This is a genomic window from Crateriforma spongiae (assembly GCF_012290005.1).
GTDB lineage: Bacteria > Planctomycetota > Planctomycetia > Pirellulales > Pirellulaceae > Crateriforma > Crateriforma spongiae.
Genome location: NZ_JAAXMS010000002.1, coordinates 793,686 through 807,768, shown reverse-complemented (window position 1 = coordinate 807,768; position 14,083 = coordinate 793,686). Strand labels below are relative to the sequence as shown.

Sequence of the window (14,083 nt, the reverse complement as noted above, 5' to 3'; positions counted from 1 at the left end):
TCTTTGCCCCGCGAAGCACGTATACGAAAGGCCAGAGTCAAAAAGCCACCTTGATTCGCATCATTTCGTTTTGATATTCGCCCACGGACGACCATTCGCTTCCCCCACCGCAATTCAAGGATGAAGATGACGAAGTTTCGTATCGCTAAAACGGCAGCCGCGCTGGCAACGGTCGCGCTGACTTCCACCGTGTCCGCCCAAGGCTTGGGGAACGCGTTGTCTGGTTTGCAATCGCAGACGCAGCAACAGATCCAACAACGGGTGCAGGGGCAAGTCCAGCAACGCGTTCAGGCTCAGGTGCAACAGCAACTGCAAACCAAGGTTCAGGCCCAGGTGCAGTCGAACATCCAGGGACGTGTGCAGGCCCAGGTTCAAAACCAGATTCAACAACGCGTCCAGAATCAAGTGAACACAACGGTCCGGCAGGCCGTCGGGCTGGCGGCACGCGCCCAACGTGCCGTTGACGTTTCCGCGGGGGCCAATGCTTCCCTGTCAGCGAAAGGCTCCGTCAACGGAAATCGTGTTCGAGCCAATCAGAATGTCGGTGTCAACGCCCGCGTCGGATCACAAACGGGGATCGGCATCGGTGACATCGCGGTGACCCAACAGGACGTCGCGGCTTTCGATTCGATCTTTGGTCAATTCAATCCGTTGCGAAAGGCGGCAATCGTCGACGCGGCAGCAGTCGCCGACGCTAAGTTGAGTGGCCGTTTCGCGGCCGAAGCACAGCGACCAACGGAACCCGCGTCATCGGAGCCATCCGTTGATGCAGATCAAGCCGACCAGTCCAGGTCGCAGGTGTCCACCGTCGCGTCGTCGATGAACCAAGTGGCATCGGATCAGGCAAGTCAAACTGGTGATTCCGGACAGAGTGCATCGTCGGAATCGTCTGCCCAAGGGCGTGCCGCGGTGGTCGGATTCCTTTCGGCCAAAGCTGATTTGCAAGCGGAGATCGTCGCGGCGGCGCAACAACGTCGTGCGGAGATCTCGCAGATGCGCGACCAAGCTTTGGCTGATGCCAATGCCGAATTGATGATGCGGGCGGATCAGATCGAGGCACAGTTGGACGCCTTCACCCAAACGCAGATTGCCGCCGCCGGCGAAGCACGCCAGCGTGCCACCGCGGCCGTCTCGGAAAACGCGGTCAAAGCACGGGGACGGTTTCGTGCGAATGCTTCGCAACAGATCGATGCGGCTGGACAGTCGATCGGCGGTCAGGCATCGGTTCGTGGCCGTGGATCTGCCACCGTGCGCTAAGACCGTTCGTCTTTCATTGATGCTTTCACGATGACGTCTTCGCGGGATCCCAGGATTCCACGAAGACGTCTTTTTTGTGGCAATGTGACCTTCGCTTGAAATTTGTTTCGGCAGACAGTCGCGAAAACGGTCACCGGGCGAGGGTTGATCCATCGATCCGCCGGTTTGGCACGATGGGTGCATCCTAGACCTGCTTCGCCGATCGCGACGTGCGTTCGACCGACACACCACAGATGAAGAGAATCATGGACAAGTACAACGAAGGCACTGATGTGAAATGGAAGTGGGGCAACGGCTATGGGCGGGGAACCGTCCAGTCTGTTTTCGAAAAGAAAGTCACCCGCAAGATTGACGGGAAAGAAATCACTCGTGATGGCAGCAAGGACAACCCGGCCTATTACGTGACCGTCGAAGACGGAAACAACGTCTTGAAGCTGCACAGTGAATTGGAAAAGGCCTGAACAGGCTTCCGCAAAAAATTGGGTCCGCCATGGGATTGGCGGACCCAATGAAATTTCGGCTGATCGTTCCGCGTACCGGTCAGGCCGTTGCCAAAGCCGGTGCAACGGGGAAGTCGATTTCCGGATCGGCGACGTGGTTGAAGTAGTTGGTGAAAATGTTCAACGCCACATTGGCGACGATCTCACCGATTTGACCGTCATCGTATCCGGCGTCACGCAACGCTTGGACATCTTCGTCGGAGACGTTTCCACGTTGTTCGACCAATTTCTGTGCGAACTGGACGGCCGCCGCTTCTTTGGGTTCCGACGCGGTGCCTTGTCGTGCTCGCAGAACTTCTTCGTCGCTCAGTCCGGCTCCCTTGCCCAATAGCGTGTGTGCGGAAAGGCAATAGCCACACTCGTTTACTTGGCCGGTTACCAATGCGATTCGTTCGCGGACGGGGGCGGGCAGGGCACCACCGGCCAGAGCACCGCTGAACGATAGATAGGCGTTGGCAACGGCGGGGGACTGAGCCATCGTCGCGATAATGTTGGGGACCATGCCCATTTTCTTCTTCACGCCTTGAAAGATCTCAGCGGCGGGGCCATTGGCGTTCTTGACGTCGACAGGTGCGATGCGGGTCATCGTTCGGTTGCTCCGAGTTTGGTTTGAAATTGTGAATGAAACGGAAGGTCAATTTCGTTGACGTGTATGGGACGCCCCGATGGTCGGCGGTCTTACCCGGATCTGAAAAACTTTTTTCACGGTGACCCTTGGGCGTGCTTCGCCGGCAAAGAATGTAGGACAAACCGTGCGAACGGTGTAAGATTAGTCGCGGTGAGAGCGTCCAACGTCACAGCGACGCTTACGTGGTCCACACGCGGCGATCTTCACCTGGTGTGACGAAACGTCAGAGATCGGTTCTGGCGCGTGGGCCCGTGGACGCACTGAAGCAGGCAAGGAGAATCGATTGCATCCCGACGACGCACGATGGATCGAAGATTTGCGGGGCGGCGGCCCGGATCATGACGCGGCCGTTTTGCGGCTGCATCAGGTGTTGGCCAGGGGGCTAAGCAAGGCCTTCGCAAATCGGTTGCGTGGTCCACTGCAAGCGGACGACGTGGCGCAGGACGCCATGGTCAAAGTCTTGGCAACGATCGATCAATTCGAAGGTCGCAGTCGACTGACCACTTGGGCGATGGCGGTGGCGATTCGGATCGCCGTCAGTGAACTGCGACGGAAACACCACGATGACGTTTCGCTTGATGCGGTCGCCGGGCCCGATCGGCTGGTCGTCCCGGACCAGTGGAGCGATCGTCAGGTGCAAGACACCGAGCGTGACGATGTGCTGCGTTTGCTGCGTCGATTGATCGATACCGAGTTAACGGATCGCCAGCGTGGGGCGATCAACGGTCTGTTGGACGGCATGACGATCGAAAGCGTGGCCGAATCGCTCGGCAGCAACCGGAACGCAATTTACAAGTTGGTCCACGACGCCCGTCGGCGTTTAAAAGCTGGGTTCGAGTCGGCCGGCTTGATGCCCGAAGATATCCAAGCGGTGATTGCCTGAGGTTTTCAACATGTCATTATCCGAACAACAAGTTGCCACGTTGCTGAATTTGGTCAGCACCACCGAATCCGATTCACTGGATTGCGATGGATGCTTTGGCAAGATCGCGGAGTTCGCCGAATTGCGTCTGAAAGGCAGGTCCGTGCCCGACGCGATGAAAGCGGTGGAAGTTCATCTGCGACAGTGCCACTGTTGCCAGACGGAATTCGAAGCACTGATGGACGCGTTGGGCGAACTGGATGGCGATACGGTTCGGCCCCAGTGACACATCGCCTGCGGCGGGTCAGTGCATCGCCGGCGGCGAGTCAGTGCATCGCCTGCGGCGGGCCAGTGCATCGCCTGCGGCGAGTCAGTGCATCGCCGGCGGCGGGGGCAACTGCACCTTCGGGTCATCCGGCTGCAGCGAACGGTGATAGTGTTGCAACAGCCCGTACACCGATTGGAATTCCGGTCGTTGGGCCAGCGCCCGGTATTGCGGGTTGGTGGCCACGGTCTGATAGCGGGCCAGTGTCGGTGCCAAGTTTTCGGGGGTGACGTGTGCCGACGCAGCAAACATCTCTTTGGGCAATGCCAAGAACGCTTGCCATTGTGGATCGACCAGGTCGAACAGCTCCGGTGCAATCTTTGTCAACTCGTCCCGCAACACGTCCGATTCATGTGTTGCGAACTGGTCGACAAATCCCGGTCCGGCGGCTGGTTGGCCGGCGGCAGGTTGTCCCGGGACCGGTCCGGTGGGAATCGCGCCGGCGGGTGCAACCGGTGGCGTGTTGGTACCCGTCACAGCCGCGATGGATTGGGTCAGTTGCTGGGCCGTCGGGGGCACGATGACGGGTTGGCCCGGACCGGCGCTGCGGTAATAGGCGCCCGTGGCCAATTGATCGATCTTGATCACGGAACCGTCGATGGCCACACCGGCGAACAGCCCGCGTGTGCGTGCATACGAGTAGATTTCCGCTTGCAAACGGCCATCGGTTCCCGCGCTGGCTTGTCCGCCCAGCGGGCCGGCGGCGGCCGCCACGTCCGCACCCAGCGTCAACTTGCCGTCCAAGATTCCTTGAACGCTTTGTGCGGTTTTGAACACCAGCACGATGTCGGATGAATTGACACCGATTTGCCATCCGACGTTCCCGCCGGTCAAGGTGATGAAGACCGGGGCATGCCAGGGGCCCGCCGCGTCGCGAACGCACAATACCCCGCGGCCGTGCCGGGCGCCGACGACAAAGCTGCCTTTGATCACGCCCGGGATCACGGCCACGGCATGGGCACCATTGAGCATCGACGCGGGAATCCGTGTCGCCGCGTTGGCCATCGTTTCGTTCAGCACCGCTTGAGCCTGCTGCACGGTTTGTTCTTCACGCATTTGGGCGTGCGCCCGTGACGACGTGAAAAGGCAAACCGAAACCAAAACCGCGGTGACGTATCGAACGCCGATGGAAAAACGCGTGGACATGAGCTGCACCGTCAAGGTGATCGTGAAAGAAGCAAGCGAAGCAGAAGAGTGCGGGCAGTCGTGCCCCATTGTCAGCGGCGTGTTGGCAGGACGACCGAAGCGTTTCGTTCGACCAATTTCCAATACACTTTTTCGCCCAACCGGCGACCGACCAGGGATTCACGTTGCCACGCCGGCAAACGCGACTGCACGACATCGTACAGTTCCCTCAGCATGAATTCACTATCGCCGTAATAGCTGTGTCCCAACAGGCTCAGGTCGATCCCGCTGACATCGACGGTCTCCACGCCGGGGACGATCACCAGGTGGTCGCCGCTTTCGCCGGCACGCGGGTATCCATGGACTTGCTTGGACGCGATCAACGCTTGGTCGTCGGACGATGCGTACAGTGTGACTTGATTGGCCAAATCCGTCAGCGGGGCGGCCAAGTCGCGGCGAAAATAGTCGGCATCGACATCCGGGGCCGCCATCACGACGCGGTCGAAAAGCTTTTCGCCGGGGTGCGACAACTGGATCTGCTGCATTGCCGCAGTCATCGCTCGGTTTCCCATGCTGTGGGCGACGACATTGATCGATCGGGCCCCGGTTTTTTGCACCAAGTCCATCAAGAATTGCCGCAAATGGCTGGTCGTCCACTGGACGTTGTTTTCGTCGACCGAATAGCCCAGCAACGTTCCCTGACTGGGCCAGCTATAGCAAATCGGTACACCATCAAATGGTAGGTCGACGGCGATCTGGGCGGTGCGACGAACGGCAGATTGGAAATCAACGTTGTAGCCATGAATGAACAACAACAGTTCGCGGTCGGTCGTCTGGTCAATGCATTCCCCCAGACGCCGATGAAAATCTTCGGGGATCAATTCGATCGCCTGGGTCAAAACGATGTGTCGCTGTTGGTCTTCGGCGAACTCGAATCGCAGCAAACTCGGCCGTTCGACTTCGCCGCGGCGATGCGTATCCGGCACGGTGACTTTACACACACCGTGCTGCAACGTTCCCCGCTGGCCGGTGTAGGTGACGCCGTGTTTTTCAATGTTCGCTCGTCCCATCAGCACGACCAGACCGGTCAGACAGCCCGTCATCCCCGCCAGAATCATCGACAGCGTGGCAAGGCGACCGTTGCGGCGGATCAACTGGAACAGGCTGAATCCCAGTAGGACGAAGAACACCATCGACGCGACCAAGAAAAGGTTCCGGTCGCCCGTCATGCGATAGTCGGCAAGCGATGTTGATCCCTGGGCACGATCGGTCGCGTAAAACACCTGCAAGGTGGCGAAACCCGATTCTGGATCGTGGCTGGCCCCGGCAGGCAAGTCTTCCAAGTGCGGCGGAAGACGGACATCGCCGGAGGCATCGGCCATGGTCGATGCCGGCGCGCGTGTCGGTGCCAGCTTTTCCACCGCCGTCGAATCCGGTGATTCCATGGGCATCGCCGGTGCTGCGGTCGGTGCCGCTTCGACAAAATCCGGGGCTGCGGCTTCGGAGGCAGGCGGCTCTGGATCGACCCATTCTGCTGAAGCGAGATTCGCGTCGGGGTCGGCCATCAACACGGCATCAGCATCGCTGCCGTGCATGGCGTGATCGCCTTGCCTGACTTCATCGGGGGCGACCGACGCTTCGCCGGGCGGCTCGGAACTGCACCCGGCGGTCAACAACAAGGCGGGCAAGAACAGCACGGCAAGAATGCCGGTTTGAAACGGCAGGAATGCACGGGCGGGCTTGGTAGGTGTCAGCATCGGCGGCGGGCAACGCGAAACGGGTTCGGCTAAGGGCACACAGAATGCCTTATCAAATCCAATTCACGTTCGTCGACATCGAAAGTCGACGCCGGCGCAGGGCGTGTTCAGATGGTCACCGGGTGCCTCGCCGACCGTCACACAATAAGTCGGTCAGTCGCATCGCGGCGGCTTCATGCCGATGCCGATTTCAGGGTCAATTGGACCGGGCAATGGTCCGATCCAAACACCTGGTCCAGGATCTTGGCATCGGCAACACGGTCCCAGAACTTTTTGGCGACCCAGAAGTAATCCAAACGCCATCCGATGTTTCGTTCGCGGGCGTTGTTGCGATAAGTCCACCAGGTGTAGCGATCCGGGGAACCATCAAACTCACGGAACGAATCGACGAACTTCGCCGTCGCGATCGCATCCAGCCCGGCGCGTTCTTGATCGGTGAATCCCGCGTTCTTGCGATTCGCTTTGGGATTGGCCAAGTCGATCTCTTGATGCGAACAATTCAAATCGCCACAAAAGATCACCGGCTTTCGGCGATTCAGTTTGCGTAGGTATTCCAAAAAGTCGGCGTCCCACTGCATGCGGTAATCCAGCCGTTTCAATCCACGCTGCGAATTGGGCGTGTACACGTTGACCAAATGAAAGTCGTCAAAGGTCGCCGTGATCACTCGGCCTTCGCGGTCGTGCTGATCCAGTCCGATTCCCAGGGTGTGCTTGTTCGGCGCGACTTTGGTCCACACCGATGTGCCGCTGTAGCCCGCCTTGTCGGCCGGATTCCAGAGTTGGGTGTACCCGAGATCGTCGGCCCAGGATGTGTCGACCTGTTCCGGCTTGGCCTTGGTTTCTTGCAGGCACAGCATGTCGGGCTGATGGTCGACAACAAAGTCGCGGAAGCCCTTGTCCATCGCGGCGCGGATGCCATTCACGTTCCATGAAACCAACTGCATCGGGCGGCATCCCTGCAAGAAAAAGTCGTGTGGAAAAAACGATGGACCGACTGTCCGGCGGGACCAGACGCACGGTGGTCATTGAAGAAACGCTGAAACGTCGCAGCGGCGGCATTCTACTTGCATACGTCACAACCACAGCCCCCCCTTTGTTTCCGGACCCTTTGGTAACACACCGCTTCCCCGGGTTCGGCACGGCATTGGCGGCGTCATGCATCAATGGGAACATGGGGCGGGGGACGACTTATTTCCACCGAATCACTTGAGGCATGACATGACATTTCAAGTCGACGGCAAAGTTGTATTGATCACCGGTGCCAACCGCGGGATCGGTCGAGTCATTTTGAACGAAGCGATCGCGCGCGGCGCAGCCAAGGTTTATGCGGCGGTGCGACGGCCGGAATCGGTCGATGAATTGGTCCAGCAGCATGGCGACCGCGTCGTCCCCGTTGCATTGGACCTGTCCAAGCCGGAAACGATCGAAGCAGCGGCCAAGACCGCCAGCGACGTCGACTTGGTCGTCAACAATGCCGGCGTGCTGAAGAATGCGACGCCGCTTGCCGATGATGTCGTCGATTGTTGGGTGTACGAATCCAATATCAACGTGGTCGGACTGATCCGAATGGCCAAAGCGTTTGCACCGGTCTTGAAGGCCAACGGTGGCGGCGCATTCGTTCAGTTAAACAGCGTCGCGTCCATGCAATCATTCACGGACTTCTGCACCTACACGGCGTCCAAAGCGGCCAGCTATCTGTACACCCAAGCGTTGCGTGACGAGTTGTCCCAGCAGGAAACCGCAGTGGTCAGCGTGCATCCCGGTCCCATCGATACTGACATGGCTCACGATGCCGGGCTACAGGATATGACCGAACCGCCGCAGGTGGTGGCCGACGCGATCTTCGATGCCTTGGCCGAAGGACGCTTTCACGCCTTTCCCGACAAGATGGCTCGGCAAACCGCCGAGGCTTATGGCGGATACATCGACGCGGTGGTCGGTGACGCGTCGCTGCCCGCAAAGGCTTGATCGGCCGAGGCCTAGAATCAAGACACTATGATCGTCAATGCACTGCGATCTTGGCCAGCGTCTTGCCGGCCCGCAGGATCAGACCGTCGCCCGATACCGCGGGCGACGCTGTCATCGATTCCCCGATCGTGTTCCGCCGCTGTTCGGTCAGACCGTCGTGATCCACTTTGGCGATGACGCACTGGCCGTCACTATTGAAGAAGTACACCGTGTCGTCGTCGACCAGCGGTGACGCCACATAGTTGCCACCAATTCGGTGTTTCCACAACTCGAATCCCTCCGCCGCGTCCACCGCGGTGGCAACGCCGCTGTCGGTGATCCAGATCACCATGTCGTTGCATAGCACGGGATACGACAAACGTGCGTTTCCCCGGTCATGATTCCAAACGACATGCGTATCGGTGACGTCGCCGACCGTTGAATCATCAATCCGAATGGCCATCAATTCGGCTCCCCGCGATCCGGTGTTGATGATGACCGTGTCACGGAAGACCAGCGGCTGCGCCGAAGCGTTGTAATCGTCATGGCGGACCGTCCAGATTTCTTCACCCGTTTCGGCGTCATAGCCGAACGCCGCGCGCGATCCCACTGAAACGATTTGCGTCTGGTCGCCACGCCGAAACACCGCCGGGGTTCCAAACGCTTTGCGAAGATCCCCGTCACGCAGCGGCCGCCCGTCGTCATCCAGGTCGCCGAAATCCGTGCTGCGTGGCGTCGTCCAGACCGTTCGCCCGGTATGTTTGTCCAGCGCCGTAACGAACTGACGATCGATGCCGTCGAAGGTCAATATCACAAGGTTGCCGACCACCACGGGCGACGATCCGGGGCCACGAAAATGACGCACATTGATGTCGCGGCGTTGCCAAACCGTGGCTCCGCTTATCGGATCCAGTCGTGCGGTGCCATAGGTGCCGAAATGGACATAGACCGCATCCGATTCCAAAAACGGCGTGGGAGCCGCGTAATTGTTGACCGGATTCCCCAGCGGCTCCGGTGCATCGTTCTGGAACAACATGCGGTGATGGACGACTTTACCACTGGACGAATCAATCGCGGTGATGAATTGTTGGGTACCGTCGTCAGTTGCTGATGTCAGCCAAATGCGGCCGGATCCGACCACGGGCGTGCTGTGGCCGCCGTGTTCCAGCGACGTGGTCCAATCGATTCCTTGGCCATTTTCCCAGTCCCACATTCTCGGGATCTGTCCCGCCATGGTCGTCGGAACGGTCCCGTCAGCGGTGGGACCCGATTTGGTCGGCCAAGCGACTTCGGAAGACACGGAATGTCGGTTCGCGGTCTGGGCAACGACCACGGTCGGCGGGCCAAACAGGCATCCGGCAATCATCAGCGCGACGGTGCAACGGTATGGGCGGGCGGGCAAGTCGATCATGGGTGGGAAATCAAAAGGTGACTTGTCAGGAAAGGCGGGGACGCGGAAGCTGGTGGGAATCCCCCGACAGATTAACCGAAGGAGTTGGATCAGCGGCATGACGAATTCTATTTCACGCCCGTTTGCTTGGTTGATGTTGTTGGCGAACATCGTTCTGCTGGTGGTCGTGCTGTCGATGCTGATCGGTGGCGACGACGCATCGCCGCTGGTACAGCAGCAGGGCGAAAGTGCGTCTAAAACCGGGGAATCGGCGACAGCGGCATCTGATCCCATGGACGTGGACACACGGATGCGTCCGCCCACGTTGCCGTTGCCCGCGCCACCGGCGGTTGCGGAGGTCGGTGCGAATCCAGCGACGCCGGCGGGGCTGACGACCGAGCTGGCGCAACAGGAACGTGCCACGATCCAGTTGTTTCGCGAAGCGTCACCGTCGGTCGTTCACATCACGACCGCGCGTGTGGCACGCGACCTGTTCACCTTGGACGTCCAGCAGATTGCTCAAGGCAGTGGGACCGGATTCGTCTGGGATGACCAAGGCCACATCGTCACTAACTTTCACGTCATTCGTCGTGCCGACGTCGCGACCGTGGCTTTTGATGACCAGAACACGTATCCGGCCAAGCTGGTCGGTTCAGCCGAAGAAAAGGATCTGGCGGTCTTGAAGATCGACGCACCGCCGGAACAGCTCAAGCCACTACGGATCGGCGTTTCGTCTGATTTGCAAGTCGGCCGAATGACGTTCGCCATCGGAAACCCGTTCGGGCTGGATCAAACCCTGACCACCGGTGTCGTCAGCGCGCTTGGACGCGAAATCAAATCTGAATCGGGCGTGCCCATCAAAGACGTCATTCAAACCGATGCGGCGATCAATCCGGGCAACAGTGGGGGCCCGCTGTTGGATCTTTCCGGACAACTGATCGGCGTGAACACCGCGATCTTCAGCCCCTCCGGTGCATACGCTGGTATCGGTTTTGCCATCCCCGTGGATACCGTCCGCTGGGTCGTGCCCGAATTGATCCAGCATGGTCGCATCATCCGCCCGGGCATCGCCGTGACCGTGGCCAGCGATACGATGACCCGTCGCTGGGGACTACCCGACGGTCTGTTGGTGTTGCGAGTGACCGAGGGCAGCCAAGCGGAAGCCGCCGGGCTGCGTCCGACACGTCAAACGCGACGCGGGGTGGAGCTGGGCGACATCATCGTGGCGATCGACAACAAACCCGTGCAGTCGACCGCGGATCTGGTGCTGATTCTGGAAAACTACACCGCTGGAGATATCGTCCGGTTGACGGTATTACGCGGCGGCAAACGTGAACTCGTCCCGATCCAGTTGGAACTGTTGGACGAGTAGAGATCGCCCAGACCGTCGTGGTCATGACCGCGCGTCGTTTCGCGCGGCCTCTTAACCGGCGATGGCGTCGCGACGGGTCGGTCGTGGACGCTGGCGCTGCGTCGGTTGGGAACCATCATCGTCCCCGGCAACGCGGTGCAAATGAATGTCCATTTGCGGGAACGGGATGCCGATTTCCACGGCGTCTAGGTTGCGTTTGACGGCGCCGGTCAAAGCCTCGTGCGCCGGCCAATAGTTCGACGATGCCACCCACAGCCGGACCTTCCATTCCACGGCACTGTCGCCCAATCCGGAAAGCACGACGGCGTACCCGCGATCATCGCCGGGGATCATCACGTCCGACAACGATTCGGCCGCGCGAGTCAGCGCGGCACGGGTTTCGTCTTGGTTGGCCGAATAGTCCACACCGACGACGACTTCGACACGACGGTGTGCGTGATGGCTGATGTTTTCGATCGTGCCGCCGGCAATGCTGCTGTTGGGGACAATGATGCGACGATTGTCGGGCGTGTCCAGCGTGGTGGTGAACAAGTCGATTTCGTTGACCGTTCCCGCCACTCCGCCGGCATTGATGAAATCCCCGACTTTGAATGGTCGAAACACCATCATCAACACGCCGGACGCAAAGTTCGATAGCGTGCCTTGGAAAGCCAGACCGATGGCAAAACCGGCGGCGGCCAGCATTGCCGCTAATCCGCCCAGCGGAGCGCCCAATTTGCTCAGCACCGCGGCGGTCACACCGGCAAGGATGGAATAAAACACCAGCCGACCGATGAACTTGCCCAGCGTTTGGTCGACACGTCGACAGATCGGCCCGCTGATGATGCGGCTGATGTACGAGGCCACCAAGTATCCGATGAAGATGACGCCCAAGCCGATCCCCGCGGCCAACAAGCCCGGGACCACATTCTGTGTCATCGTCGCGGTCAAGCCTTCGTAGTCGCCCGCTTGCATCTGTTCGATCAGAGTCGACACGGTTTCGCCGACCGACTTGGTCATGTCGGGTTGATCGGTCAGGGTTTCGGCGGCGCCGGCGGCGGGTTGGTCTGTCACGGGTCGGATCCGTCCTTGAATCGCTTGCGAAAGGGGGCGTGAAACACGTGGTCGGCGGTCATCGCATTGCCGACTCTGCTACACAGACGAATACCATCACGCTTTGTCTGGCGACAAGACGGATGTGGGGGGAAGAAGGTGACAGGGCGGTGAGGGGGACAGGGGACAGGGGCGACGCTGCTTTCGGCGGAGCGAAAGGCGACTTTGGGAGGAAGGTTGTCGGGGCGCGATACCCTCTCCTCGCTTGAGGCTCGACTCTCCCTAGAAGGGCGAGTGAAAACGAAGGCGACTTTGGGGCCGACTTGCCGGCGGATACCTGTCACCTGCAAACCCGTCACCCGACCACCTAACAATCAAACCACCGGTAGGGAGACCTTGGATGCGTCGTCGGCATCCTGTGAGTTCCCTTCGGGCGAGGATGCCGAATCGGGGTCGGCATATTTGGCCACGTCGAAGCGGCGTCCGTAGGTGCCGAAGTCGTTGAACGCGTACTTCTTGGCCCAGCGATAAACGAAACTTCGTTCGGGGATCTCATCGCCGGGCTGGTACTGGCTGCGGCGTGGCGTGACGTTCTTCAATTCCTCGAAGACGCGGCCTCGGGCAGTGGTGTCGCGGGCACCGTGTTTGTCGGCCAGCTGCAGCAGCAAGTCGGGACGCTCCATGATCACGCATCCCCGAGTGTGTTGGGCGGTCAGCTCGCGGAAGTCGCGCAGAAACTCCGACTCATTGAACGTGGTCGCCAAGTCACGTTGATCATGAATCGATTCTTTGGCGATCTGAATCACGGGGCACGGTTCGATATCGCCCCAGGGTCCGACGTGGTGCGTGAATCCCGTCACGGCCGGGCACAACGCGTTGCCCGCGTCATCGTGATAGGCGTCGATGACGATGATCGGTTTGGTGGCACGCGTGTCGACAACGAACTGACGAACGCGACGTTGCTGGTCGCTGGACAATGCCAGCTGTGGGTTGGGTTCCGGGCCGACCGGCCGATAGATGTGGAACCAGCAATACATCACGCCCATTTCGATCAAACGATCGACCCAGGCGTCGGTGACCAGGTCGTCCAGGTTGGTTTTACAGACGCTGGTGCAAACGCCGACCAGCAACTTGTTTCGCAGCGCGGCTTCCAAACCGGCCATCGTCTGGTTGTAAACGCCGGATTTGCCGCGGCGTTGGTCGCTGATGATCTCGCTGCCTTCGACACTGATCAGCGGAGTCACGTTGCCCAATTCACGCAATCGTTTGGCCACGTCGTCGGTGATGAAGTGGCCGTTGGTGAAGACTTGGAAATAGACGTCTCGGTTGGCTTCAAAGATCTTCAGCAGGTCTTTGTGCATGAACGGTTCGCCGCCCAAGATGCCAAAGAAACTGTTGCCCATCGCCTTGGCTTGGCGGATCGTTTCGTTGGCCGCGTCCAGTTCAATGCGATGCTGTTTCGAATCCACGTCGACCCAGCAGCCTTGGCATCGCAGGTTGCATGAATTGATGACCGACAGGTACAGAAACGGCGGAAAGAATTCCCCCTGTTTCAGTCGACGCTTGTGTCGGTGGACCGACCACAATCCGCGGGCACCCAGCGTCCACGCCGCTTTGGCCAGCAACCGCTTGTCGGTTTCCAACAGAAATCGCTTGGCCATTCGAAGATACATGGGCGGTTCGCTGCGAAGGGGCAGGGGGGCTCGGGTGGGGCGAAGCGGACGGCGTGCGGTGGATTCAGGGGGCCGCGGGAATCGAATTTCGCCAAGACGGGCGGCCACGGCATCTTCCACCGTAACCACTGGCTGATTGTAACCCCAGCCCGCCAACGAAGCCCACCGAATCCCCACGCCCCCAGCATCCCCGCCGCAAACCCGGCCCCGTATCG

The 14,083-nt window shown here is 59.7% G+C and carries 13 protein-coding genes; 6 read left to right on the top strand and 7 right to left on the bottom strand.

Going from position 1 to position 14,083, the window contains the following annotated elements; translation table 11 throughout:
* Positions 1-120: 120 nt before the first annotated feature.
* Positions 121-1,257 carry a hypothetical protein gene (locus HFP54_RS07150; protein ID WP_168564554.1) on the top strand — a complete coding sequence of 379 codons (1,137 nt, stop codon included), beginning with the start codon at positions 121-123 and terminating at the stop codon, positions 1,255-1,257.
* A gap of 233 nt (positions 1,258-1,490) precedes the next feature.
* Positions 1,491-1,718 (top strand): hypervirulence associated TUDOR domain-containing protein, encoded by a 228-nt coding sequence (locus tag HFP54_RS07145; RefSeq protein ID WP_206036032.1) that lies wholly within the window; start codon positions 1,491-1,493, stop codon positions 1,716-1,718.
* Between the two features lie 79 nt (positions 1,719-1,797).
* Here HFP54_RS07145 and HFP54_RS07140 read toward each other — a convergent pair whose 3' ends face one another.
* Positions 1,798-2,343 carry a carboxymuconolactone decarboxylase family protein gene (locus HFP54_RS07140; RefSeq protein ID WP_168564553.1) on the bottom strand — a complete coding sequence of 182 codons (546 nt, stop codon included), beginning with the start codon at positions 2,341-2,343 and terminating at the stop codon, positions 1,798-1,800.
* 325 nt (positions 2,344-2,668) lie between these two features.
* On the opposite strand from HFP54_RS07140, the gene HFP54_RS07135 reads away from it, so the two are divergent.
* Both HFP54_RS07135 and HFP54_RS07130 read left to right on the top strand, forming a co-directional pair.
* Positions 2,669-3,268, top strand: a complete 600-nt coding sequence (locus tag HFP54_RS07135) for an RNA polymerase sigma factor (protein WP_168564552.1) — start codon at positions 2,669-2,671, stop codon at positions 3,266-3,268.
* Positions 3,269-3,278: 10 nt separating this feature from the next.
* Positions 3,279-3,533: a hypothetical protein gene (locus HFP54_RS07130; RefSeq protein ID WP_168564551.1), complete on the top strand. Its 255-nt coding sequence runs from the start codon at positions 3,279-3,281 to the stop codon at positions 3,531-3,533.
* 84 nt (positions 3,534-3,617) lie between these two features.
* Here the strand turns inward: HFP54_RS07130 and HFP54_RS07125 are convergent, their stop codons facing one another.
* The 3 genes from HFP54_RS07125 to HFP54_RS07115 form a co-directional block, all read right to left on the bottom strand.
* Complete coding sequence (locus HFP54_RS07125; RefSeq protein WP_235951313.1) at positions 3,618-4,718, bottom strand: lipid-binding SYLF domain-containing protein; 1,101 nt, start codon at positions 4,716-4,718, stop codon at positions 3,618-3,620.
* Between the two features lie 71 nt (positions 4,719-4,789).
* Positions 4,790-6,454 carry an alpha/beta hydrolase gene (locus HFP54_RS07120; protein ID WP_206036031.1) on the bottom strand — a complete coding sequence of 555 codons (1,665 nt, stop codon included), beginning with the start codon at positions 6,452-6,454 and terminating at the stop codon, positions 4,790-4,792.
* Between the two features lie 173 nt (positions 6,455-6,627).
* A complete protein-coding gene (locus HFP54_RS07115; RefSeq protein ID WP_168564549.1) occupies positions 6,628-7,398 on the bottom strand; it encodes an exodeoxyribonuclease III in 771 nt (256 codons plus the stop codon).
* Positions 7,399-7,672: 274 nt separating this feature from the next.
* Here HFP54_RS07115 and HFP54_RS07110 point away from each other — a divergent pair, with 274 nt between their 5' ends.
* Entirely contained in the window at positions 7,673-8,422 is a 750-nt protein-coding gene (locus HFP54_RS07110) for an SDR family oxidoreductase (protein WP_168564548.1), read from the top strand.
* A gap of 34 nt (positions 8,423-8,456) precedes the next feature.
* Here HFP54_RS07110 and HFP54_RS07105 read toward each other — a convergent pair whose 3' ends face one another.
* Positions 8,457-9,812 carry a BamB-related PQQ repeat family beta-propellar protein gene (locus HFP54_RS07105; protein WP_168564547.1) on the bottom strand — a complete coding sequence of 452 codons (1,356 nt, stop codon included), beginning with the start codon at positions 9,810-9,812 and terminating at the stop codon, positions 8,457-8,459.
* A 97-nt stretch (positions 9,813-9,909) separates the two neighbouring features.
* Here HFP54_RS07105 and HFP54_RS07100 point away from each other — a divergent pair, with 97 nt between their 5' ends.
* Positions 9,910-11,163, top strand: a complete 1,254-nt coding sequence (locus HFP54_RS07100; protein WP_235951312.1) for a S1C family serine protease — start codon at positions 9,910-9,912, stop codon at positions 11,161-11,163.
* Positions 11,164-11,214: 51 nt separating this feature from the next.
* On the opposite strand, the gene HFP54_RS07095 is transcribed toward HFP54_RS07100, so the two are convergent.
* Complete coding sequence (locus HFP54_RS07095) at positions 11,215-12,162, bottom strand: mechanosensitive ion channel family protein (protein WP_146414117.1); 948 nt, start codon at positions 12,160-12,162, stop codon at positions 11,215-11,217.
* Between the two features lie 407 nt (positions 12,163-12,569).
* Positions 12,570-13,856, bottom strand: a complete 1,287-nt coding sequence (locus HFP54_RS07090; RefSeq protein ID WP_168564737.1) for a radical SAM protein — start codon at positions 13,854-13,856, stop codon at positions 12,570-12,572.
* Positions 13,857-14,083 lie beyond the last annotated feature (227 nt).

What these genes read in the sequence shown, in the direction of transcription:
- HFP54_RS07150 (WP_168564554.1), top strand. Translation starts at nt 121, where the DNA reads ATGAAGATGACGAAGTTTCGTATCGCTAAAACGGCAGCCGCGCTGGCA.
- HFP54_RS07145 (WP_206036032.1), top strand. Translation starts at nt 1,491, where the DNA reads ATGAAGAGAATCATGGACAAGTACAACGAAGGCACTGATGTGAAATGG.
- HFP54_RS07140 (WP_168564553.1), bottom strand. Translation starts at nt 2,343, where the DNA reads ATGACCCGCATCGCACCTGTCGACGTCAAGAACGCCAATGGCCCCGCC.
- HFP54_RS07130 (WP_168564551.1), top strand. Translation starts at nt 3,279, where the DNA reads ATGTCATTATCCGAACAACAAGTTGCCACGTTGCTGAATTTGGTCAGC.
- HFP54_RS07125 (WP_235951313.1), bottom strand. Translation starts at nt 4,718, where the DNA reads ATGTCCACGCGTTTTTCCATCGGCGTTCGATACGTCACCGCGGTTTTG.
- HFP54_RS07120 (WP_206036031.1), bottom strand. Translation starts at nt 6,454, where the DNA reads ATGCTGACACCTACCAAGCCCGCCCGTGCATTCCTGCCGTTTCAAACC.
- HFP54_RS07115 (WP_168564549.1), bottom strand. Translation starts at nt 7,398, where the DNA reads ATGCAGTTGGTTTCATGGAACGTGAATGGCATCCGCGCCGCGATGGAC.
- HFP54_RS07110 (WP_168564548.1), top strand. Translation starts at nt 7,673, where the DNA reads ATGACATTTCAAGTCGACGGCAAAGTTGTATTGATCACCGGTGCCAAC.
- HFP54_RS07105 (WP_168564547.1), bottom strand. Translation starts at nt 9,812, where the DNA reads ATGATCGACTTGCCCGCCCGCCCATACCGTTGCACCGTCGCGCTGATG.
- HFP54_RS07100 (WP_235951312.1), top strand. Translation starts at nt 9,910, where the DNA reads ATGACGAATTCTATTTCACGCCCGTTTGCTTGGTTGATGTTGTTGGCG.
- HFP54_RS07095 (WP_146414117.1), bottom strand. Translation starts at nt 12,162, where the DNA reads ATGACCAAGTCGGTCGGCGAAACCGTGTCGACTCTGATCGAACAGATG.
- HFP54_RS07090 (WP_168564737.1), bottom strand. Translation starts at nt 13,856, where the DNA reads ATGGCCAAGCGATTTCTGTTGGAAACCGACAAGCGGTTGCTGGCCAAA.